We start from the raw sequence: 21,325 nt of genomic DNA, 5'->3' as shown, positions 1-21,325 counted from the left end.
GATTCAGGTGCTGACCAGCGATGAATGGTCGCGCGGGGAGTTTCTTCAGTCCTCTGTCGGGGGAGTGCCGGGATCGAGCTTCTGGATCTGTGCGATCGGGTCATCGACGGCATCGGTGTCGCCGCCGATGATGCGATCGATGAATGCCGCCGGGTTGTCCAGATCGCTGGCATCGGGCATCAGGTCGGGGTGGGCCCAGACCGCGTCGCGCTTGTCGACGCCGACGGCATCGGTCAGCCTGCGCCACAGGTCCGCCGCCTCGCGCAGCTTGCGCGGGCGCAGCTCCAACCCCACCAGGGTCGCGAAGGTCTGTTCGGCCGGGCCGCCGGTGGCGCGGCGCCGGCGCAATGTCTCGCTGAGGGCCGCAGTCGCCGGGATGCGCTCGCCGAGCGCGTCGGTCACCACGGTCTGCACCCAGCCCTCGACCAGAGCCAGCAGGGTTTCCAGCCGCTCCAGGGCCTGTTCCTGCTGCGGTGTGGTTTTCGGTTCGAAAATACCTTGGGACAGAATCTGTTCCATCTCTGATGGGTCGCCCATCGCGGCGGGGTTGAATCCGCGTGCGGCCTCTTCGATGGCGCTCATATCGATGGAGATACCCTTGGCATACTGCTCGACGGTGTCCATCAGCCGGATGGTCAGCCAGCCCACGCCGCTGAACAGCCGATGGTGTGCGGCTTCGCGGGCAGCCAGGAAGGTCATGATCTCGCCCTTGGACTGTTCCAGGCCCTCCGAGAATGTCTCGATTGCGGCAGGCATCAGGGCGGCGGTGCCCTTGGGGCCCAATGGCAGCCCAATGTCTGTGGAGGTCAACACCTCTCGGGATAGCTGACCGAGGGCCTGGCCGAGCTGAGAGCCGAAGGCCATGCCGCCCATCTGAGTCATCATGCCCAGCAGCGGGCCGGCCATGCTCTGAGCCTCCTCGGGGAGGTTTGCCGCCCACATGCCTGAGATCTGTTCGGCGACAGGGTCGACGAGCCGCTTCCAGTTTTCCAAGGTGTTGTCCACCCAGTCCGTCGCGGTCCAGGCCGCGGTGCGGGTGGCACCGGCAGGCAACGAGGTAGCGCCGTCGAGCCAGGTATCGGCCAGGTGCACCGCGTCGGTGATCGCCGATGTGGTGCTCGCGGTGATGGGGGCAACGAAACCGATTGAACTTGAGGCCAGTTGCCGGGCGATGTCGTAGTTCACCGGGCCCGCGGGCTGGCCACTGGCCGCGCCGGCGGCCGCACCGCTGAACATCTGGCCCAGTTGCGTGAAGATCTGGCCCAGGTCGGCGGGATTGAATCCACCAGATCCGAAGCCGAAGGGGTCCGCGCCCGACGAACCGGAGCCCGACGAGCCGCGTCCGGCGTCGCCCCGTTCACGGTCGGGGTCGTCGCCAGCAGCGAATCCAAAGGGTAGGTCGGCCATATCTCCACGGTACCGCTGGTAGCGGCGGCCGGATCACGCTGACGGCGTAATCGGAGAGAACGCCACTCACTTTTGCCTGATTTAGGCCAGGAAGCGCGCCCGGACCTCGGGAGGCGGCACCGGGCAGGTGTCGTAGCGGCCGAACACGCGATACCGGGTGCGTGCCACGAGCCGATACAGCGAGTCACGGATCGGGCGCGGGACCAGGCGCCCTATGAGGGAGGCCCGTCGCGCGCCGCCTAGATAATCGATGACGCGGAGCACGGCATCGGATCGGATGTGTGTGCGTTCGTCCGGCCCGCCCGGGTTGTCGACGATCACGAAGGAATCGACCCCGGCGAGTTCGGGGTGCCGATCGATCACCTGGGTGCCGTACTCGCTGTCCAGCGCGGCGAACCGCATCGACCCAACCTTGTCGTCACGCAGGATCTTCTTGACCGCCCCGTTGCACAGCGCGCATACGCCGTCGTACAGCAGGACAGGGGCTTGCTCGTTCATCGAACCTCCGCCTCGGAGCCTACCGGCGGGGTGCCGATCGCCGGTTGCCATAAGGTGCAGGCATGAATCGCCGCGTTGCGACGTTGCTGGTCGCGCTGATCCCGATTGTCGTCTTCGGGTTGTTGATGTCGGTGATCACCGTGCCGTTCGTATCCCTGGGGCCGGGCCCCACCTTCAACACCCTCGGGCAGGTCGAGGGCAAGGAAGTGGTCGACATCAAGGGCACCAAGGTCGACCCGGTCTCCGGTCACCTCAACATGACGACCGTTTCGCAGCGCGACGGCCTGACCTTGGCCGATGCGTTGCGGTTGTGGGCAAGTGGCAGCGAGCAGCTGGTGCCGCGGGATGTGGTGTACCCGCCGGATCGGTCCAAGGATCAGGTGGACAAGGAGAACGACCTCGAGTTCAAGAAGTCGGAGGAGAGCGCGGAGTTCGCGGCGCTCGGATATCTCAAGTACCCCGCCGCGGTCACCGTTCTCACCATCAGCGACGACGGGCCCTCCAAGGGCAAGCTGCAGCAGAACGACGCGATCACGGCGGTTAACGGTCATCCGGTGGCGACGTTGGACGAATTCACCGGACAGCTCAAGCTGACGAAGCCGGGCGACGAGGTGATGCTTGATTACAAGCGAAAGAACGCACCCAACGGAACGGTGAAAATCACGCTCGGCAAGAACGGGGATCGTGACTACGGATTCCTGGGGGTCGGCGTGGTACAGGCGCCGTGGGCGCCGTTCACCATCGACTTCAACCTGGCCAATATCGGCGGGCCTTCCGCCGGTTTGATGTTCAGCCTCGCCGTGATCGACAAGCTGACACCCGGCGAATTGGATGGTGGAAAGTTCGTCGCCGGAACGGGAACCATCGACGCCGAGGGCAAGGTGGGGCCCATCGGTGGTATCACGCACAAGATGTTTGCCGCCAAAGACGCTGGAGCGACGGTATTTCTGGTGCCCGCGGCCAACTGTGCCGAGGCGAAGACCGATGGTGGGCAGGGGCTCACTCTGGTCAAGGTGGGCACCTTGACCGAGGCGGTGGATGGACTTAATGCCCTCAACCGCGGTGAACAACCGCCCAGTTGTTAGCGAATCTCACCACCATCGATGCAGGACAGGTCCGGCCCTTCTGCGGCTACAGTGGGGCCTGGGTTTTCTATAGCGAATATTGAGCGGTTCGACACTCTCAGTAACACTCGACGAGGAGCGTAGCGACGTGGGAATGCGGCCAAATGGGGCTCTGCCACGATTGACCCGACGGAGCCGGCGACTGGTCGCCGCGTCGTTGGTGATTGTGGTGTTGTTGTTGATCGGGCCGCGCCTGGTCGACACCTACATCAACTGGCTGTGGTTTGGTGAGCTCGGCTTCCGCGGTGTGTTCACCACCGTGCTGCTGACTCGTCTCGCGCTGTTCTTGATCGTTGGAACACTGGTCGCTGCCGTGGTTTTCGCCGGCTTCGGGTTGGCGTACCGTGCTCGCCCCGTGTTCGTGCCCGCCAAGGGGCCGGGTGACGCGCTGGCGCAGTACCGGGCGCTGATTCTGTCGCGGGTGCGGCTCTTCCTCATCGGTGTTCCCATACTTATCGGCGTACTGGCCGGTGTTGTGGCCCAAAGCTATTGGATGCCTGTGCAGCTGTTCCTGGAAGGCGGGGACTTCGGTATCAAGGATCCGCAGTTCGGATTGGACCTCGGCTTCTTCGCCTTCGACTTGCCGTTCTACCGCTTCGTGTTGACCTACCTGTTCATCGCGGCGTCTATCGCGCTGATCGTCAACGGCTTGGTGCACTACATCTTTGGCGGCATCCGGCTTTCCGGGCGCTCTGGAACCCTGTCGCGTCCCGCCCGCATCCAGCTGATTACCTTCGCCGGAATCCTGGTGCTACTCAAGGTGGCCGCGTACTGGCTCGACCGCTACGAGTTGCTGTCGCACACGCGTGCCGGTAAGCCGTTCACCGGTGCCGGCTACACCGACATCAACGCGGTGCTGCCGGCCAAGCTGATCCTGCTGGCCATCGCCGTGATCTGCGCGGTCGCCGTGTTCTCGGCGCTGGTGTTGAAGGATCTGCGGATTCCCGCGATCGGCCTGGCACTGTTGCTGCTGTCATCGCTGGTGGTCGGTGCCGGGTGGCCGCTCATCGTTGAGCAGTTCAGTGTCAAACCCAATGCGGCGCAGAAGGAGAGCGAGTACATCGCGCGCAGCATCAAGGCGACGCGGGACGCGTACGGTCTGACCGATGACGTGGTGACCTACCGCGACTACAGCGGCACGGCCTCGTCGCCCGCAGGCAGCCAGCAGTTGGCCAAGCAGGTCGCGGCCGACCGGTCCACGATCGCCAATATCCGGGTGCTGGATCCGAACATCATCAGCCCGGCCTTTACTCAGCTGCAGCAGGGTAAGAACTTCTACGCCTTCCCGGATGCGTTGTCGATCGACCGCTATCAGGACAAGAACGGATCGCTGCGCGACTATGTGGTCGCGGCGCGCGAGCTGGATCCGGCGAAACTTCGTGACAACCAGCGGGACTGGATCAACCGGCACACCGTGTACACCCACGGCAACGGATTCATCGCGGCTCCGGCCAACACCGTCCGGGGAGTGGCCGACAAGCCGGACGAGAACGGCGGTTACCCAGAGTTCTTGGTGAACGCCGTCGACGACAACGGCAAGGTGCTCTCCGACGGCCCGGCGCCGCTGGCTCAGCCCCGCGTCTACTACGGCCCGATCATCGCCAGCGACACCAACGACTACGCGATCGTCGGAAAGAACGGCAATGATCGTGAGTACGACTACGAGAACAATGCCGGGACCAAGAACAGCACCTACACCGGCAGTGGCGGTGTTCCCGTTGGCGGTGCGCTGGCGCGCACGGTCTTCGGTCTTAAATACGCCGAACGGAACTTCCTGTTCTCCAACGTGATTGGGGATAACAGCAAGATCCTGTTCAACCGTGACCCGAGTCGTCGGGTGGAAGCGGTGGCTCCGTGGCTCACCGTCGACAGTGGCACCTATCCGGCGATCGTCGACAAGCGGCTGGTGTGGATTGTCGACGGCTATACCACGCTGGACAACTACCCGTATTCGCAGCAGACGTCGTTGTCGGAAGCCACTTTTGACAGCCAGGTCGGCAGGACCGGGGGAGCGCTGCCCAACCAGCAGGTCTCGTACATCAGGAACTCGGTGAAGGCGACGGTGGATGCCTATGACGGCACGGTGACCCTGTATCAGCAGGACGAGAAGGACCCCGTGCTCAAGGCATGGATGAAGATCTTCCCGGGAACGGTGAAGCCCAAGGCCGATATCTCGGATGACCTCAAGCGCCACCTGCGCTACCCGGAGGATCTGTTCAAGGTGCAGCGGACGTTGTTGGCCCGCTATCACGTCAACGATCCGGTGACGTTCTTCTCGACCAGTGATTTCTGGCAGGTGCCTGATGATCCGAACGCACCTACCGGGTCGCAGCCGCCGTACTACATTGTGGCGAAGGACATTACGAAGAACGATAATTCCGCGTCGTTCCAGTTGACCAGCGCGCTCAACAGGTTCCAGCGTGACTTCCTGGCCGCTTACGTCAGCGCCAGCTCAGACCCCGAGACCTACGGCAAGATCACGGTGCTCACCGTGCCGGGGACCGTACAGGGACCCAAGCTGGTGAACAACGCGATCACCACCGACAACCAGGTGTCCTCGCATGTCGGCATCATCAAGAACCAGAACATCCTCAAATGGGGCAACTTGTTGACGCTGCCGGTGGCCAACGGCGGGCTACTGTTCGTCGAACCGCTGTATGCATCGCCGGGTCAGGGCGATCAGTCCTCGTACCCGCGCCTGATCCGGGTGGGCATGTACTACAACGGCAAGGTCGGCTATGCGACCACCGTCAGGGACGCGCTCGACATGGTGTTCGGCCCCGGTGCGGGTGCGACGGCGACCGCTCCGGCTGTGGAGCCCGGCGCCATGCCGCCGGCTCCCCCGGGTGGCCAGAACGTCCCCGTGGTGCCGCCGGTGACGCCACCGCCCACAGGGTCCGCCGAGCTGTCCTCGGCGAAGGCAGCGGCGCTGCAGGAGGTTCAGCGGGCCATTGGCGAGGTGAAGGAAGCTCAGAAGAGCGGAGACTTCGCGCGGTACGGGCAGGCCCTCAAGGGGCTGGACGACGCCATGACGAAGTTCACACAAGCGAGGTAGAAGGGCCGGTCCCTGCCACCGTGTGAAAGCGCAAGTGGCAGGGACAAAGCCACCGCCGGGCGCCGAGAACATGCAGGCCAGGTAAACGATTTGGCGCTAGCGCACTGCGCCCGGTAACCTCGTGTTCACCGCCGCGGGGTGGAGCAGCTCGGTAGCTCGCTGGGCTCATAACCCAGAGGTCGCAGGTTCAAATCCTGTCCCCGCTACTAGGTACGTAGGCCGGAGACTACTGTCAGTCTCTGGCCTACGTCATTTTTTGGACCTGAGGCGGCTCACTCGGAGCAGACAGGGCACCGGGGTGTGCTCCCTGATGCGGACTGGAGATGCGGCATCGTGCGTCGGCGCCCGCGTCCGGTCCGCTTGTGATCGCCGATATCCGTGCCGAGGCTGAGCCCGCTCTACTTGCGGCGCAACAACCGTCCGGCGGCGGCGCCCCAACGCCGGAGACGACCGCGCGAATTCCGCAGTGCGGCTTGGGAAGCACCGAGCACACCGAAGTCGACGTGGATTCCGACGGGCTGGTTCTTGGCATCGTAACTGGCCACAATCGGGTGACGGGCCTTGTCGATCACCGTTTTACAGGTGATGACCGTGGCACCGCTCGCGGTATAGACATCCGAATAGTCCCGATCGCTTTCCCACGCACGCTCCCAGCTGCGGTCCAAAGCCTCGAACTCATGAGGGGAGAGCGCTTCGGCGTCGTGGAGCAGAATCATGCCTAGGTCGGTCGAGACACCGATTCCGTATGGGGGAGCAGGTGTTCCATACAGGTCTTCGGGGAAGTCGATTCGTCTAGGCGGCGCGTCAGAGAGTTGGATCGAGAGATACGCCGGCCGAAACAACGGGCCCCTGGGGTTTGTCCGCAGATCGAGCTCGGTGGACCACACGCGGTAGTTTCCGGGTGCCACGTTCAGAACTACTTGTGGATGATCGCGGTCGTAGACGTCCCGAATCGCCAGCCGGCCAGAGGAAACCTCGACCCGACCCAGCTCGACGTTCCGGAACAGGGGAGGTGGGCAGTGCCAGGGCGCGAACCGGGATGGGTCAACAAGAGACATCGGCCGGGCCCCTCCACTGCTCGCACCGAGGTAGGTGATGTCCTCGGCCTCCACAATCCTTTGATTCGTCGGTAATCGTGACATAGGCCGAAGCCCCCAATCATCACGGGCCAGAGACAATTCAGTCTCTGGCCCGTGCCCGTGAGGCGATTAGGTCGAAGCTACCGGCACCGCACCCCAGGGTTGTTGCAGGATTTTCCGATCCCGTTGCTGTTGCGGGCACCGCCGATGTTCTGCGGCTGACCGTTGATCTGTCGGGAGTCCGGCGTGTAGATGTTCATCGCGTCGTTTCCGGTGAGGAACTCGACCTCGTCGTCCCAGGGGTCCGCGCTGTAGGTGACGGCAGGCTCCTTGCCGCCCTGGATGTTTGTGCCGTCCATAAGGTCCACACCAACGGCGGCGGTCACACCCAGGAAGGCGAATATCAGTAACCGCGCGAAGGCGGACTGTGTGCTCATTGGGATTGCACCCCACTTCCTAAATTCAATTGATGGGACTTACCGCGACACCGCAACGTTCCTTGAAGTCGGTCACCGGCTGGCGGATGCCGTCGAGGTCTGCCTTAACGTCGGGGTTGGCGGCCATGTATCCGTCAATCGCCGAACGTATTTCGCTTCTCGATTTGCCCTTGAAGCCGTTGAAGAAATCATTCACCTCGGGGTGTGTGTGCAGGTAGACCGATTCGGAGGCCGCCACACCGGAGGTCACGCCCAGCAGATCTGCCGGTGTGCAGTTGGGCGGGTCTTCCGCCGCGGCCAACGGCGCACCAAAGGTGGACACACCCAGGGCAGCGAGGGCAATCCCTGTATAGGTCACAAATCCTGGTATGGACGACATGCCGACTCCTATTCGTGAGTAACAGACCCTGCATTTGGTTTACATCGCTGTTGGCCACATTGCCATACGGTGCCAGGGTATGGCAGTGCGCGGCAGGGTGCCGATCGGACAGCCCGGACTGCGTTGTTCGGGAGGGTTGACGGGCCTGCCGCCGGGGCATGAAATGGAGTGATGCAGAAACGCTCGATCGACGCAGTGATACGTCAGCTGTTCGAGCGTGCCGACAACGGCCACAACGCCGCGGACACGGTTGTCGGCGGGCATGAACGGATACTGCGCCAGACGGTGATTGCCCTGCGTGAAGGCGCCGAACTGGGTGAGCACGAGAGCCCGGGCGAGGCCACCATCTACGTCATCCGAGGTTCGGTGCGTCTGGTGGCAGGCGCCGAACATTGGGACGGTCGTGCGGGTGATCTGATCGAGATTCCCGATGCCCGACACTCGCTGCAGGCTCTGACCGACTCGGCGGTCCTGCTCACCGTGGCCAAGCGCCGTGGCTAGCACTGACGGCTAGCGCCGCGATCTAGCCGTGGCAGGTGGCCGTCGAGGCGTGGCCGGTGGTGGTGTCCTCGACCTTGACCTTGCCGTTGACGATCAAGCGGCACGTCACGGTGGCGCCAGCGGATTGAGCGCTGACGAAGTACGGCGGGTTCGCCACGTCGCTGGTAAAGGTCCAGGTCCAAGTGCGCTGGGCGCCGTCAACCGGCTGATCGCGCATGTGGCCAAGACTGTCTCTCCAGGTGATCGCCGTGATCGGCCGATCCGAGCTGATGACGTAGAGGACAGTGTCCGGGGGCTGTGGGGTGATGGCGAGTGAAGCGCCGAATGCAGTGGCACCGACGGCGGCGGTGCAAGCGGTCATCAGAGTTGCTGTGAGTGCCATCGGTCAGCCCTCGCAACTCTGTTGGATCGAAACCGTGAGCTTCATTGCCCATCCTTTTTTCTTGTTGTGCTGGGCAAACGGTACGTCGAATCAGCCTCTCTTCGTGGTGTTTTGGTGGATCTTCTGGTGCGGAATCCCTCCTCGTCGTGACCACGGGCCACGCCTGGCCGCATTTCCGAACGCCGTGTTCACGAATGTGGAAGCAAAGGCGCCAGCCGATGCCCGGTTGCGGCCCTTCACGGAGTTTGGCCGCGAGTCGGGGGCGGGTTGTGAAGTCGACAGTGGAGCGCGTGAAGTCCGCCGGATCGGTGTGCACCGTGCGTGCCCTCGCGCTCTGCCGGCGGCTGGGCGATGATTTGTTCATGGGTCTCATCTCGCTGCCTACTGCCGTGCTGTCCGACGCCGATATCGCCGACGCCCTGAGCCGGGCAGTCCGGGTGATCAACCCTGTGCTTACGGTGCTGGCGCAGTCCGACCCATTCGGCCTCAAGGAACGCACCTACGAACTGGGCGCCGGAGAAGGTGTTGTCGACAAGGCGCTGGACGCTCTGGCCTGCGCGCTGAATACCGCTACCACTCCGGGCACAAAGGCGTGGGACAAGCTGGACACCCGGGGGAAGACTCATTGGTGGGTGCAGCGCGTCGGTGCGGTCAACACTGTATTCGTAGCCTTCCCAGGGATTTTCGGCGCGCTCGCGGCGCGGCTGCCGGTGCAGGACCTCCTCGGTTTCTCCAACCAGGCCATCGTGCTGGTCGCCATCGCCCGTGAGCTAGGAATCAACGATCATCGCGAGCAGGTCCGCCTGTTGGCGAAGGTGTTGTGCAATCGCACGCTCGGCGATGAGGCGCTGGTGGGCGCCGACGATCAGGCCCCGGAGACGCCGCGCAATTGGTCGCCGTTCGCACTGGCCCGCACGCTGTGGCACCTCGCGGGCATTCTGCGGGCGATCGGCGACGAGCTGGAAAAACGCCCACAACCCAAGCCGATCTTCCGGTACCTGGGCATGCTGCCCGCGGTGGGCAGTGTGGCTGGGTATATCGGTGAATACGGGGCGCTGCGACGGGCCGCGAGCGCCGGCGAACGAAGCATCGCGCAGTCGCGACCTGTGCGCACCTAGTCGCCGAGGTTCTCGTCCAGGTGTGCCCGGACGTTGTCCCACAGGTCGAGAACATCGACGCTGAGCCGCTCCCATATCTGGATGATGGTGGGATCCGCGGCGTCGACGAGGCCCAGAAGTAGGTGCCCGGTGCAGATCTCCGTGTGCCGCCTGCTCTCCGAGGCGGTCACGGCCAGTTCAAGTGTGCGTTGCGCGCCTGGCGTGAACGACATCTTCTCTGCGGGTGGTTCCTGGCCCAGCGGGACGAGTTGCTGAATCACCCGTGCCCCGTTTTCGAACCGGACGCCCGCGGTGGCAAGCAGACGGGCGCCGAGCCCGGTCCCTTCGCCCACCAGACCCAACAGGAGGTGCTCTGCTCCGAGGTAGTTGTGCTGCCGTTCGCGCGCTTCTTCCTGTGCGATCACGATGACCTGCCGAGAGCGCTCGTTGAACAGATGGAACATGACCCTCCCTATCGCCGCCTCGACGTACATCTTGCCCGAGCGGATGCGGCGATGAGCTACTGTCACGGCATGACCGCTCTGAAGGTGTTGGCTGGAACAGGTTTCGCGGCAGTCGCGCTGCTGGCGGGCTGCTCGGGTGTCGTCAATCTGGGCGGCGACACCAAGTGCAAGGACTTTATCGCCGCCGAGGAACAGAAGCAGAACGATGCGGTGAGCAAGATGGTCAAGGACGAGCGCGGGCGCGACGCGTCGAACCTGGAGATCTCGGCGACCAGGACTGCGGTCACGATGTACTGCAAGACGCTGGGGAACGACAACAGCAAGATTCGCGAAGCCCCTCACATCTAGGGATCAACCGGTGGGCTCCCCACCGTTCCGATTGCCCCAATTATCCTGGGCGCAAAGCTAATAGGCGGGGATCCCGTTTGCCGTGGCGCCACTCGTGCCCGCGGTGGTCGGTTTCATCACACGCCGAGATCCTGTCTCGGTGACATGGCTCGGTAGCTGTGCCCGGCGGCGGAAGATTTGCCACTCAGCGGTGCCCTGTCAAGGTTGCGGGCAACTCGTCCGGGCTGTTCTCGGCTATCTGATCACGCCAGTGACAAGAGCCACATTAGATCCTGGGCAGTGATCCGTGTCATCGGGTACGCTCGCGCGGTGCATGACCGAAAACCCCAGGTAGGACTACCATTATGGTCGCTGATGTAATTAGTTGCGACAAGTTGCTCAGGCACCCACGCGGGTTGGTGTGGGAGCTGATCAGCTCACCTGACATGTACCCGATGTTTTTTACCGGCGTCGGTTCCTGCGAGACTCTGATCGAGAGCACCGAGGCCGGGCCCGACCCCGAATATGTGGTGTTGTCGGCCAAAGTCAAGGCGCGTGTTCGGCTGATTCTCAGCAACACCAAGGAGAGCCTCGCGATCGAGGGCGTCGACAACGACGGACTGATCTCCGTGCGTTTGTTCGAGGAGCGGTCCGCGCAGACCCGCGTCCGAATCACGGTGTTGCGGGCGGCATCGGTTCTGCCCGCGGGAATCAAGAAGCCGAGTGCGGCCGTCAACCAATGGTTGATGGATGGGCTGGACAGAATCGATGACTACCTGTCCGGCGCGCCTACTTCCACCGTGTCCAACTCGGGTGACAACGGAAATCTTCAAGTCAGCATCGCCAAGCTGATGGTGAGCGTGGGTGTGGTGCGCATCCCGCGCCCCGACCGCGGACTTCGCCAGTTGAGTTCACTGGCGAGGTGGGGATTCACCCTGCAGGGTGGTTATGCGGCTGCGGCGGCGCGTGCCCCCAAGCAACTCGCGATTGCCGACGATGCCGGGCAACTGACCTTCGAGCAACTTGATCGTCGCGCCGAGGGGCTGGCCACCGGTTTGATGCGCGCCGGCATCACTGAGACGTCGAAAATCGGCCTGCTGGCCCGCAACAACATTGCCATGGTCGAGTGTCTGATTGCCTTCGGCATGCTCGGTGTGGACGTGATGCTGCTCAACAACGCACTCGCAGCAACTCAGATTCAGATTGCTGTAGCCCGCAACGGTCTTACCAAGGTATTCGTCGACGACGACCTCGACGAGCTCGTCAGGTATGTGCCGTGGGAGGTCGAACTCGTCAGCACCGGTCGGCGCAGTGCCATCAATGGGCGCCGGGGGCTGGATGACTTCGTGGTAGCCGACAAGCCCGGAGTGTTGCCACCCACCCGCCCCGGCCATCAGGTGGTGCAAACGTCTGGAACCTCTGGGACGCCCAAAGGCGCGTTGCGGCCCACGCCGCGCGGGTTCGCCGTGATCGCGGCGATGCTTTCGCGGATGCCGATGAAGATGAACGAGACCATGCTCATCTCGGCCCCCATCTTCCATGCCTGGGGGCTGGGCTGCCTCCAGATCAGCACACCCCTGCGAGCCACGGTGATACTGCAGGAGAAGTTCGACCCAGAGGAGTGCCTGCGTGCCATCGCCACGCGCAAGGTGACCACGATGATCGCCGTGCCCGTCATGTTGCAGCGCATCGTCGACCTGCCCGCCAAGGTACGGCAGAAGTACGACACTTCGAGCCTGCGGCTGGTCGCGTGCAGTGGTTCACCGCTGAACGCCTCACTGGTACAACGGTTTACCGAGGCATTTGGGGAGGTGCTCTATAACTTCTACGGATCCACCGAGGTTTCCTGGGCCACCATCGCCGATCCGGAAGACCTTGCGATAGCACCCACCACCGTGGGCCGTCCGCCGCTGGGTACCACCATCGCGATTCTCGACGCCGATCGGCGCCCGGTGCCGCGTGGTGTCACGGGCCGGATCTTCGTGGGTAACGAGATGTTGTTCGAGGGGTACGTGGCGGACCCGTCACCGGCGTCGGTAAATGGTCTGCTCGATACCGGCGACCTGGGCCATCTGGATGCCGACGGACGTCTGTACATCGACGGCCGCGACGACGAGATGATCATCTCCGGTGGCGAAAACGTGTTTCCCAGGCCGGTGGAAGACGCGTTGGCCTTCCTGCCGCAGGTATCCGACGTCGCGGTTGTTGGGACCTCCGACGATAGTTTCGGTCAGCGGCTCTCTGCATTCGTCGTGCTGAACAAGGACGCGGGTCTCGACGGAGACATGGTGCGCGCCTTCATCAAAAACCGACTCAGCAAGTTCCATGTGCCGCGTGACGTGTATTTCGTCGAAGCACTGCCGCGCACCTCTACCGGCAAGGTCATCAAGCGGTTGCTGCTCGCGGACTGCGAGCGTGACGGGGTCAGGCCCCAGTAGCTGCCGCCCACCCGCTCCAGCGGGCGACGCGGGTTAACACCATGGGGCCGGACGGCGGAGCCTGGCGATACTGACGGTATTTGTTGGCCAGCAACGCGATCCATCTCGGATCGGGAGTGTCGAGAATGTGTGCGAAGCCGTCGGCGCGGACCCACCACAATGTGGTCCACTCTTCGTCGTAATGATCTGCCAGAAAGCTCACCGCGGGATTCGCGGCGATGTTTCGCACACGCTGTAAGTCATTGCGTGACTTGGGCTTGTGATCTACTGCCCAGCAGATCACGTCGCCGTCGACGGCAAAGGTAACCGGAACCAGGTGCGGTGCACCGGATTTGTTGACCGTCGCCAACCGTGCCACCGCCGCCGCCCGGAAGCGGTCGCGTGCGTCGGCGGGTTCCAGGCGCACGCCTAGCGCCGGCCTCCGTTGCAGATGTTCGCCAGCACGTGGAAGTTGTTGGTACCGTCGAACAATAGGCCGCCGACCGCGCCCCCGCGATCGATGATCTCGGGGGAGGAGCGCACCTCGGGGGTGGCCGCCAGCCACGCTCCCGCCAGGTCGTAGGCGCCGCTGAGGCCGTCGGCGTAGGCGGTGAGCTGCTGGCGCGCGCCCGGCTCGGTGACACCGTCCAGATTGGCTCGCACGGCGTCGTTGTTGCGTCCCCACATGTCTCGTGCCTCGCTGATGACCTCGACCTGACGGTCCAGGCCCGAGTAGGCGGGATTATCGGCACGTAGATACATCAGGGCCTCGGTGACAACCGGGCCGTTGTTGGCCGGGTCGTCCACCACCTTCGACATCTGATCAATGGCGGCACAGGTCGACTCATCCGCATTGGCAACCGGAACGCCGGCTCCGAGCGGAACGAGGGCACAGCTCGCCAGCACAAGCCGAGTGAGCAGACCGGACCGAACCCACATATGTCCTCCCTTGAAGTGATGCGCTGCATCGATCGAAACGGCAGCTTAGCTGTATTTGTTGCTTCGTGCTCAATGGGCTCGACGAAAAGGGTGCGGCCCCTCCGGAGAGTTCCCCGGAAGGGCCGCAATGGATCTTGATCAGTGCGTCACTTGAGTTCTGCGGAGCTCAGCCCCAGCAGGCGGCGCGCCACCACCAGCTGCTGAATCTGCTGGGTGCCCTCGAAGATGTCCAGGATCTTGGAGTCGCGGCCCCACTTCTCCAACAGGGTGCGCTCGGAATAGCCGGTGGTTCCGGCCATCTCGACGGCCTTGAGGGTGATGTCGCTGCCGACGCGGCCGGCTTTGGCCTTGGCCATCGAGGCCTCCATCGAGTTGGGCACGTTGTTGTCGGCCTGCCATGCGCTACGCAGCGTCAGCAGGTACGACGACTCCCAGTCGGCCTCCATCCGCAGGAACTCGGCAGCAGCCGCGTGCTGCGCATGCGCCGGCCGGTCATAGGAGATCTCGATGCCTGCGTCCTCGAGGATCTTGCGCAGCTCCTCCAGCGAGGCCCGGGAGACACCCACGGCCATGGCGGCCACGATCGGGCGGGTGTTGTCGAAGGTGCTCATCACACCGCCGAAACCCTTTTCGGTGTTGATCTCCGGATCGGACAGGATGTAATCCTTGGGGATCCGGGCGTTGTCGAAGCGGATGACGGCGGTGTCCGAGGCCTTGATGCCCAGCTTCTCTTCGAGGCGCTCGATCGTCACGCCAGGGTGTTCACGCGGCACCAGGAAGGACTTGATGGCGGGGCGGCCCTTGGTCTTGTCCAGCGTCGCCCAGACCACGATGTGGGTGGCGCGGGAGCCGGCGGTGACGAAGATCTTTTCGCCGTTGATGACGTACTCGTCACCGTCGAGCTTGGCGGTGGTCGAGACGGCTGCCGAGTCCGAGCCGAAGCCGGGCTCGGTGATGGCCATGGCCGCCCAGATCTTGCCGAAGCGGTCACCGTCTTCCTTGCTGGTGACGCTCGATACGGCGGCGTTGCCCAGGCCCTGGTAGGGCACCGTCAGCAGCAGACCGACATCGCCCCAGCTCATTTCGAGGGCATTGAGCAGCGCGGACATGTTGGCGCCGTTGACGTTTTGCTTAGCGGTGTTCTCTTCGGCGCGGAAGGCCTCGGCGCCGGCGAAGGCGAAGGTGCCGGCCGCGGTGACGCCCGCGAATAGCGTCTCCAGGGTCTCCAGTTCGACGGGGTAGGCGTGCTCGGCCAGGTCATACTTGCGAGAGATGGGCCGCACCAGCTCCGCAGCGCCCTGATGCCCCTTCTCGACGATGGCCTGCAACTTCTTGGGGAGTTCCAAATTGATTGCCATGGAAAGACTTTCGTTTAGTAGATAAGACCGGGGAGTGGATGGCTACAGGACAACGACGCCTTCGGCGACACCGATGGCGCGCAGGTTGCGGTACCAGCGCTCCACCGGGTGCTCCTTGGTGAAGCCGTGGCCGCCGAGCAGCTGCACACCGTCCAGGCCGATCTGCATGCCCTTGTCGGTGGCCAGCTTGCGGGCCAGTGCGGCCTCGCGGACGAAGGGCAGGCCCTGCTCGGCGCGCGAGGCGCCGCGGAGGGTGACCAGGCGCAGGCCGTCGAGCTCGATCGCGATGTTGGCACACATGAAGGCAACGGCCTGGCGGCGGGCGATGGGCTCACCGAACGCCTCACGCTGCTTCACGTAGGGGATCACGTAGTCGAGCACGGCCTGGCCGGTGCCGACCGCGAGCGATGCCCAACCCAGCCGGGCGAGGGCAACGGCTTCGGAGTAGTTAGCGAGCGCCGTGTCGCTGCCTTCTTCTTCGCCGAGGATGTTGGCGGCGGGAACCGCGACATTGTTGAGGTTCAACCGGCCCAGTGCCGCGCCGCGGATGCCCATGCTCGGGTCCTCCTCGACGGTGATGCCCTCGGTGCCGGACTCGACGATGAACAGCGTCGGGCGGCCGTTGTAGTTGGCGGCCACAATGAACAGCTCGGCCTGCGCGGCGGCCGGGACCAGCGACTTGGTGCCGTTGAGGCGGAATCCGCTGGGGGTGCGGGTGGCCGTGGTCTTGAGGCTGAACGGATCGAAGAGGGCCTGCGGCTCGGCGATCACGACCGAGGCCTGCGGCACGTTCTCGCCCGCGAACTCCTTGAGGTAGGTGGCCTGCTGGTCGGCACTGCCCCAGTTGGTCAGCGCGCTGGCCACACCCGAGGGAGCCAGGATCGGCAGGGCCAGGCCCATGTCACCGTACGAAAGCGCCTCGGCGACAAGTGAGTTGGTGACGGTGGAGCGCTGCGAGGCGATGCCGTCGAAATCCTCGGGGATGTTGATGGCGGTGACGCCCAGCTCGGCGACCTTACCCAGCAGGTCGGCGGGGTAGGTCTTGTTCTTGTCCGACTCGTAGGCGGCCGGGCGGATGACCTCGACGGCGAATTCCTTCACCGTGTCGGCGATCATCTTCTGCTCGTCCTCGGGGTTGAGGTCGAAGTAGTCGGCGTTCGCCTTGTCGAGGCGCTTGGGTCCGCCCTTGCTGCCGGTCACCTTCTTGAAGGTGCGGTTGGCAACGCCGAGGGTGGTGAACAGGCCCTTCGTGCTCTCGAAGATGCCCTTATTGAAGGCTCCGCGCAGGTTGTACTTGTCCAGCAGCTCAGAGCCCGCGATCGGGGTCAGCACCGCGATGAGGATGTCGATCGCGCCACGCTTGTGCTTCTGGAGGCCGACGCCGGTCTCGTGCTTCGCCAGGCTCTTGCTCTTGGCGGCCTTTTTCTCGTCGCGCGGGGTCAACGTGTTGGTCATGTCACCAGCCGTTTCTGGGGTCAAAGGGGTTCTGCCGGAGTATCTGGTCGTTACCTTACTCCGAAGTAAGAACCGTATCTTACTAAGCGGTAAGATCCTCAGGAAACGAGGCGCATGTCACACCCGCTGATCCGTCTGCTCGCGGGTAACGCGGGAGAAGTCGGCTAGGACAGGGCCTTGAGCACCTCCTCGTGCAGCAACCCATTGGTTGCCACCGCACTGCCGCCGTGGGGGCCGGGCTCGCCGGCCAGATTTGTGAACCGGCCGCCCGCTTCGCGCACGAGGATGTCCAGCGGGGCCAGATCCCACAGCGAGACCTCGGGCTCTGCGGCGATATCGACCGCCCCCTCTGCCACCAAGCAGTAGGAGAAGAAGTCACCGAACCCGCGAACGCGCCAGATCTCGTCGGTCAGATCGATGAACCGGTCGCGCTTCCCGCGGTCCGCCCAGCCGGACAGGCTGGAGAACGACAGACTTGCCGACGACAGCTGATCGACCGCGGAAACATGTATCGATCGTTCCTCTTCGGATCCCACGCGGCTATGTGCGCCGAGGCCTTCGGCTGCCCACCACCGGCGAGACAGTGCCGGGGCGCTGACAACGCCGACGACGGGAACGCCGTCTTGGAGCAATGCGATGAGGGTGGCCCAGATGGGGACGCCGCGCGCGAAGTTCTTGGTGCCGTCGATGGGATCGATGACCCATTGCCGGCCCGTGAACGTGGCCTCGCCGCCGTACTCCTCGCCCAGCACCGAATCGGCCGGACGTGATCGATGCAGCAACGAGCGCAGGACGGTTTCTACCGAGGTGTCGGCGTCGGTCACCGGAGTGAGATCCGGTTTGGTATCCACCCGAAGGTCAAGGGCGCCGAACCGGGACGTGGTGATTTCGTCGGCCGCGTCGGCCAATTCGAGTGCGAGTCGACGATCTTCACGCAAGGACACGGTGGGCGTCATGTGTGCAGTCCTACCATGACACTGTGTGGGAATTCTTGGTGCTACTGCTGATCGGCGGCTCGCTCGCTCTCCTCATCATGCAGATGCGGCGTGGCCGACAAGCTCAACCGGGTATGAATGCGGTGCAGGGAACCCTGTTGGTGACCGGAGTCAGCCCCCGTCCGGAAGGGGTGACCGGCGAGCAACTGGTCACGATCACGGGTGCGCTCAATGGCCCGACGGTCGCCGAATACATCACCTACCGGCAGATCGTGCGCGATGTCAACGATTGGCCGCGCATCGGCGATCTGATCCCGGTGCTGTATCCACCGAAGAATCCCGACCGGTGGAACATACTGCTGGCGCCGTTGCCGGGCCCGACGCCCCCGCAATACCCGAGTGGGCCCCCTCCCATGGAAAATATCGACCCGTCGCCGCCCCCACCGCCCCCACCGCCAGGACCTGTCGAAGGGCCGCCCTCAACCGGGGATCCGGCCAAGAAGCATGAGCCGCCGCCGCGGTACTACGAGCCGCCGCCGCTGTAACGGGGAGGCCCGAACCACCTCTGCAGTGCGCCGTTGAGCCCGGCAGTTGTGCCGTTGCCGACCCAGGCGACGTAGCCGTCCGGCCGGATGAGCACCGCATGCGGAGCCTCGACCATCCCGATCACCGGAAGCTCGAAAGTGCCCTCGGCGTCCAGGTATTCGGCCTCGACGACATCGACCCGATGCGACCAGCCGGAGGCGCCGGTGATGGGTGTACCCAGGTTTAGCAGCACCCCACGGCCTTCGCGCAGCAGTGTGAAGACACAACGGGGCCCCTGCGCAGTGCGCACCTCGAGATCAGGCATCCGCCGTCCGAGAAGGGGGTGTCCGGGTCCCAAGTCGTAGTGGATGTCCAGTCCGCTCATCATCGCCGCGATCCGGCGCCGCGGCATGTCCAGGGTCAACAAGTCAGACATGATGTCGCGCAACGCATCAACCCGCTCGCCCGGGCGGATCAACGCTGTTTGCGCCATGGTGTTGTGGAGCACTCGTGCGGCCACCGGGTGACGCTCGGCGTGATAGGTGTCCAGCAAGTTTTCCGGTGATGTCCCGTTGACGACTTGGGCAAGCTTCCAGCCCAGGTTCACGGCGTCCTGCATGCCGGTGTTCAGCCCTTGCCCGCCGATTGGGAAGTGCACATGGGCTGCGTCACCGGCAAGCAGTACTCGCCCCTTGCGGTATGTCGCGGCCTGCCGGGTCACGTCGGTGAATCGGGAAATCCATGTGGGACTGTGTATTCCGTAGTCAGTGCCGCGCGCGGATAGTAATGCCTCGCTGAGATCGCGCAGTGTCGGCTCCTCCCTTCGGCCGAGTTGCGCCTCGGTGACCAAGACCCGGACCGGGCCGTCTTCCTCGAATTTGAAGATGGAATGCAGCGCGCCCTGTCGGTGGATGCCCCATTCGGGCTCCTCGGTCATCTGGACATCGGCGACCAGGCAGCTGGTTGATGGATCCCAGCCGGGGAAGTCGATCCCGGCGATCTTCCGCGTCAGGCTGCGTCCACCGTCGCAGCCAACCAGATACTGCGCCCGTAGCGTGGAACCGTCGGAGAGCTCGACGCGAACGGCGTCATCGGACGAGGTGAATCCGGTGACCTCACGACCGCGATAGATGGGCACTCCATGCTCGCCGACCCATTCGGACAGGGTGCGTTCAATGCGGTACTGCAACAACGCCAGCCCGAAGGTGTGTCTCGTCGGCTGATCCGTCATGTCCAAGAGCAGCGCGGAAAAATGCGCTACCGGTGCCGAGAATCCTTGGGGTGTGAAGCGGTCGAGGATGCCCCGTTGATCAAGTACTTCCAGGGTGCGTGAGGTCATGCCGGCGGCGCGCGAGCCGTCCAGTTCGTGCGTGGTGCGCCGCTCGACGATCGCGACATCGGCGCCCGCCAGCGCCAGCTCGCCGGCCAGCATCAGTCCCGTTGGCCCGCCTCCGGCAATAACCACCGCATGCTCGGTCATGGGGACGACGCTACCCGAAAAATAAGTAAATTAAGAGATCTATAAGGAAATACTAAGGAAGGATGCGCCTCACGGCTCGCCGTGCCGTCCGGTCGCGGCAAGCAGGTCGGGGACCGTTTCGAGTTTTACGCGGGGACGTCCCTGTGGTTCACCGGTGGCGCGCTCATGGGAATCGATGGTCAGCCAGTCGGACTGGGACACGATGTGGGGCTCGTGCCCCAGGAGCCATTCTTCTAGGGCCGCGACATCGGGTGCGTCTCGCAATTCGGCAGTTGCCAGATCGGCGAGCAGGGTGTCAACAGTCTCCTGCGAGTCGCTCTTGTTGGTCCCGATGACGCCGACCGGCCCACGCTTGATCCAGCCCACCACGTACTCGTTGTCCCGGCCCTGTATGCGCCCGGCCTCGTTGAGGATTACCCCGCGCCGGGAGTCGAACGGCAATCCGGGTACCGGGACCCCCCGATACCCGATGGCGCGTACCACCAGGTGTGTGGGCAGTGTCTGCCTTTCGCCGGTGTCATGGGCGACGACGTATCCGTCTTCCTCGACTAATTTGTTGCGGCCCACAGTGATTGACTCGACCACGCCCACGCCGGCGCTGTCGCTGTGCAGCTCGATGGGGGAGGTGCGGAATCGGAACACCACTCTGCGATGGCCCTCTGTGTGTGGCCGCTCCGAGAACTTGCGCAAGGTCTCGATGTTGGTGCGGGTGGGCTTGGGCGCGGCGGCCAGCTGTTCGTCGGTGATATCGGCCAGATCCTCGGGATCTACCACGACGTCGACGCCGGGCAGTTCGCCCATCTCGCGCAGCTCCAGCGGGGTGAAGGTCGCCTGCAGCGGTCCACGCCGCCCGATGATCACAACCTCGCGGATCGCATTGTGGTCCAAGGAATCCAGTGCACGATCGGCGATGTCGGTGGTATGCAGTGATTCTGGATCCATACCGAGGATGCGCGCCACGTCCAGTGCCACATTGCCATTACCGACAACCACGGCCCGCTCTCCGGACAGGTCCACCGACACCTTCTGGTAGGTGGGGTTCGCGTTGTACCAACCCACCACGTCGACGGCCGCGATGCATCCGGACAATTGGTCGCCCGGGATGCCCAGGGGCTTGTCGGATTGGGCGCCGACCGCGTAGATCACGGCGTCGTAACGCGACGCCAGTTCCTCGGCGGTAATCTTCGCTCCCACCTCGATGTTTCCGAAGAATCGGAAACGCGGGTGCGCGGCTGTCTTCTCGAATACCGCGCTGACCGACTTGATCTTGGGGTGATCCGGCGCTACCCCGGATCGAACTAAACCCCAAGGGGTGGGCAGCATTTCGAGCATGTCCACGTGGACGTCGAAATCGGTGTGTTTGAGCAGCGATCCGGCGGCGAAGAACCCCGAGGGGCCAGCACCGACGATGGCGACGTGAACGGCGCGCACCCTCGTACATCCTTATCTGCCCGCCAGGGCGGCGG

The 21,325-nt window shown here is 63.9% G+C and carries 21 protein-coding genes and 1 tRNA gene; 8 read left to right on the top strand and 14 right to left on the bottom strand.

Annotated features, from left to right (window positions below; translation table 11 throughout):
- Window positions 1-45: 45 nt before the first annotated feature.
- Window positions 46-1,407 (bottom strand): zinc-dependent metalloprotease, encoded by a 1,362-nt coding sequence (locus MAB_RS17770; RefSeq protein WP_005081023.1) that lies wholly within the window; start codon window positions 1,405-1,407, stop codon window positions 46-48.
- An 81-nt stretch (window positions 1,408-1,488) separates the two neighbouring features.
- Entirely contained in the window at window positions 1,489-1,905 is a 417-nt protein-coding gene (locus tag MAB_RS17765; RefSeq protein ID WP_005111846.1) for a thiol-disulfide oxidoreductase DCC family protein, read from the bottom strand.
- Between the two features lie 62 nt (window positions 1,906-1,967).
- Between MAB_RS17765 and MAB_RS17760 the strand changes: the two genes are divergently transcribed.
- From MAB_RS17760 to MAB_RS17750, 3 genes are all read left to right on the top strand, one after another.
- Window positions 1,968-2,990 carry a YlbL family protein gene (locus MAB_RS17760; RefSeq protein WP_005081025.1) on the top strand — a complete coding sequence of 341 codons (1,023 nt, stop codon included), beginning with the start codon at window positions 1,968-1,970 and terminating at the stop codon, window positions 2,988-2,990.
- Between the two features lie 127 nt (window positions 2,991-3,117).
- Window positions 3,118-6,084, top strand: coding sequence for a UPF0182 family protein (locus tag MAB_RS17755; RefSeq protein WP_005111845.1), 2,967 nt, complete (start codon window positions 3,118-3,120; stop codon window positions 6,082-6,084).
- A 132-nt stretch (window positions 6,085-6,216) separates the two neighbouring features.
- Window positions 6,217-6,290 (top strand) — tRNA-Met (locus MAB_RS17750).
- Between the two features lie 192 nt (window positions 6,291-6,482).
- On the opposite strand, the gene MAB_RS17745 is transcribed toward MAB_RS17750, so the two are convergent.
- The 3 genes from MAB_RS17745 to MAB_RS17735 all read right to left on the bottom strand — a co-directional run bounded on the left by MAB_RS17745 (window position 6,483) and on the right by MAB_RS17735 (window position 7,979).
- Window positions 6,483-7,196, bottom strand: a complete 714-nt coding sequence (locus MAB_RS17745) for a DUF4241 domain-containing protein (RefSeq protein WP_005094243.1) — start codon at window positions 7,194-7,196, stop codon at window positions 6,483-6,485.
- Between the two features lie 107 nt (window positions 7,197-7,303).
- On the bottom strand, window positions 7,304-7,600 hold the full coding sequence (locus MAB_RS17740) for a hypothetical protein (protein ID WP_005094242.1): 297 nt from the start codon (window positions 7,598-7,600) through the stop codon (window positions 7,304-7,306).
- 25 nt (window positions 7,601-7,625) lie between these two features.
- Entirely contained in the window at window positions 7,626-7,979 is a 354-nt protein-coding gene (locus MAB_RS17735; protein WP_005056399.1) for a heme-binding protein, read from the bottom strand.
- 171 nt (window positions 7,980-8,150) lie between these two features.
- Here MAB_RS17735 and MAB_RS17730 point away from each other — a divergent pair, with 171 nt between their 5' ends.
- Window positions 8,151-8,480, top strand: a complete 330-nt coding sequence (locus tag MAB_RS17730) for a cupin domain-containing protein (protein WP_005094241.1) — start codon at window positions 8,151-8,153, stop codon at window positions 8,478-8,480.
- Window positions 8,481-8,502: 22 nt separating this feature from the next.
- On the opposite strand, the gene MAB_RS17725 is transcribed toward MAB_RS17730, so the two are convergent.
- A complete protein-coding gene (locus MAB_RS17725; RefSeq protein WP_005090522.1) occupies window positions 8,503-8,862 on the bottom strand; it encodes an MmpS family transport accessory protein in 360 nt (119 codons plus the stop codon).
- A gap of 269 nt (window positions 8,863-9,131) precedes the next feature.
- On the opposite strand from MAB_RS17725, the gene MAB_RS17720 reads away from it, so the two are divergent.
- The gene (locus MAB_RS17720) at window positions 9,132-9,980 is read left to right on the top strand and encodes a hypothetical protein (RefSeq protein ID WP_005116003.1); all 849 of its coding nucleotides are present in this window, start codon (window positions 9,132-9,134) and stop codon (window positions 9,978-9,980) included.
- Here the strand turns inward: MAB_RS17720 and MAB_RS17715 are convergent.
- Window positions 9,977-10,453 (bottom strand): Clp protease N-terminal domain-containing protein, encoded by a 477-nt coding sequence (locus tag MAB_RS17715; RefSeq protein WP_005114562.1) that lies wholly within the window; start codon window positions 10,451-10,453, stop codon window positions 9,977-9,979. The genes MAB_RS17720 and MAB_RS17715 overlap by 4 nt on opposite strands.
- Before the next feature lie 21 nt (window positions 10,454-10,474).
- On the opposite strand from MAB_RS17715, the gene MAB_RS17710 reads away from it, so the two are divergent.
- The gene (locus tag MAB_RS17710) at window positions 10,475-10,771 is read left to right on the top strand and encodes a hypothetical protein (RefSeq protein ID WP_005077295.1); all 297 of its coding nucleotides are present in this window, start codon (window positions 10,475-10,477) and stop codon (window positions 10,769-10,771) included.
- A gap of 344 nt (window positions 10,772-11,115) precedes the next feature.
- Window positions 11,116-13,188: an acyl-CoA synthetase gene (locus MAB_RS17705; RefSeq protein WP_005094234.1), complete on the top strand. Its 2,073-nt coding sequence runs from the start codon at window positions 11,116-11,118 to the stop codon at window positions 13,186-13,188.
- Here the strand turns inward: MAB_RS17705 and MAB_RS17700 are convergent.
- From MAB_RS17700 to hisN, 5 genes are all read right to left on the bottom strand, one after another.
- Window positions 13,175-13,594, bottom strand: a complete 420-nt coding sequence (locus MAB_RS17700; RefSeq protein ID WP_005094225.1) for a TIGR03668 family PPOX class F420-dependent oxidoreductase — start codon at window positions 13,592-13,594, stop codon at window positions 13,175-13,177. The genes MAB_RS17705 and MAB_RS17700 overlap by 14 nt on opposite strands.
- Window positions 13,595-13,596: 2 nt before the next feature.
- Window positions 13,597-14,106, bottom strand: a complete 510-nt coding sequence (locus tag MAB_RS17695; protein WP_005094223.1) for a hypothetical protein — start codon at window positions 14,104-14,106, stop codon at window positions 13,597-13,599.
- A 146-nt stretch (window positions 14,107-14,252) separates the two neighbouring features.
- Complete coding sequence (locus tag MAB_RS17690; RefSeq protein WP_005056417.1) at window positions 14,253-15,464, bottom strand: acyl-CoA dehydrogenase family protein; 1,212 nt, start codon at window positions 15,462-15,464, stop codon at window positions 14,253-14,255.
- Window positions 15,465-15,506: 42 nt separating this feature from the next.
- Entirely contained in the window at window positions 15,507-16,919 is a 1,413-nt protein-coding gene (locus MAB_RS17685) for an acyl-CoA dehydrogenase family protein (protein ID WP_005094221.1), read from the bottom strand.
- Window positions 16,920-17,083: 164 nt separating this feature from the next.
- Window positions 17,084-17,875, bottom strand: a complete 792-nt coding sequence (gene hisN / locus MAB_RS17680; protein ID WP_005081049.1) for a histidinol-phosphatase — start codon at window positions 17,873-17,875, stop codon at window positions 17,084-17,086.
- A gap of 23 nt (window positions 17,876-17,898) precedes the next feature.
- Between hisN and MAB_RS17675 the strand changes: the two genes are divergently transcribed.
- Window positions 17,899-18,399, top strand: coding sequence for a hypothetical protein (locus MAB_RS17675; RefSeq protein WP_005094216.1), 501 nt, complete (start codon window positions 17,899-17,901; stop codon window positions 18,397-18,399).
- On the opposite strand, the gene MAB_RS17670 is transcribed toward MAB_RS17675, so the two are convergent.
- Both MAB_RS17670 and MAB_RS17665 read right to left on the bottom strand, forming a co-directional pair.
- The gene (locus MAB_RS17670) at window positions 18,378-19,859 is read right to left on the bottom strand and encodes an FAD-dependent monooxygenase (protein ID WP_005090511.1); all 1,482 of its coding nucleotides are present in this window, start codon (window positions 19,857-19,859) and stop codon (window positions 18,378-18,380) included. The two genes, MAB_RS17675 and MAB_RS17670, sit on opposite strands and share 22 nt — an antisense overlap.
- A gap of 69 nt (window positions 19,860-19,928) precedes the next feature.
- A complete protein-coding gene (locus tag MAB_RS17665) occupies window positions 19,929-21,290 on the bottom strand; it encodes an FAD-dependent oxidoreductase (RefSeq protein WP_005111840.1) in 1,362 nt (453 codons plus the stop codon).
- Window positions 21,291-21,325: the final 35 nt, after the last annotated feature.

The organism is Mycobacteroides abscessus ATCC 19977 (assembly GCF_000069185.1).
Classification (GTDB): Bacteria; Actinomycetota; Actinomycetes; order Mycobacteriales; family Mycobacteriaceae; genus Mycobacterium; species Mycobacterium abscessus.
Note: the sequence above shows the minus strand (reverse complement) of the source record. Positions and strands in the feature narration are given on the sequence as shown.

Bases quoted from the DNA above. Each gene is read 5' to 3' on its own strand.
- MAB_RS17770 (WP_005081023.1), bottom strand. From the start codon at position 1,407: ATGGCCGACCTACCCTTTGGATTCGCTGCTGGCGACGACCCCGACCGT.
- MAB_RS17765 (WP_005111846.1), bottom strand. From the start codon at position 1,905: ATGAACGAGCAAGCCCCTGTCCTGCTGTACGACGGCGTATGCGCGCTG.
- MAB_RS17760 (WP_005081025.1), top strand. From the start codon at position 1,968: ATGAATCGCCGCGTTGCGACGTTGCTGGTCGCGCTGATCCCGATTGTC.
- MAB_RS17740 (WP_005094242.1), bottom strand. From the start codon at position 7,600: ATGAGCACACAGTCCGCCTTCGCGCGGTTACTGATATTCGCCTTCCTG.
- MAB_RS17735 (WP_005056399.1), bottom strand. From the start codon at position 7,979: ATGTCGTCCATACCAGGATTTGTGACCTATACAGGGATTGCCCTCGCT.
- MAB_RS17730 (WP_005094241.1), top strand. From the start codon at position 8,151: ATGCAGAAACGCTCGATCGACGCAGTGATACGTCAGCTGTTCGAGCGT.
- MAB_RS17725 (WP_005090522.1), bottom strand. From the start codon at position 8,862: ATGGCACTCACAGCAACTCTGATGACCGCTTGCACCGCCGCCGTCGGT.
- MAB_RS17715 (WP_005114562.1), bottom strand. From the start codon at position 10,453: ATGTACGTCGAGGCGGCGATAGGGAGGGTCATGTTCCATCTGTTCAAC.
- MAB_RS17710 (WP_005077295.1), top strand. From the start codon at position 10,475: ATGAGCTACTGTCACGGCATGACCGCTCTGAAGGTGTTGGCTGGAACA.
- MAB_RS17705 (WP_005094234.1), top strand. From the start codon at position 11,116: ATGGTCGCTGATGTAATTAGTTGCGACAAGTTGCTCAGGCACCCACGC.
- MAB_RS17695 (WP_005094223.1), bottom strand. From the start codon at position 14,106: ATGTGGGTTCGGTCCGGTCTGCTCACTCGGCTTGTGCTGGCGAGCTGT.
- MAB_RS17690 (WP_005056417.1), bottom strand. From the start codon at position 15,464: ATGGCAATCAATTTGGAACTCCCCAAGAAGTTGCAGGCCATCGTCGAG.
- MAB_RS17685 (WP_005094221.1), bottom strand. From the start codon at position 16,919: ATGACCAACACGTTGACCCCGCGCGACGAGAAAAAGGCCGCCAAGAGC.
- hisN (WP_005081049.1), bottom strand. From the start codon at position 17,875: ATGACGCCCACCGTGTCCTTGCGTGAAGATCGTCGACTCGCACTCGAA.
- MAB_RS17670 (WP_005090511.1), bottom strand. From the start codon at position 19,859: ATGACCGAGCATGCGGTGGTTATTGCCGGAGGCGGGCCAACGGGACTG.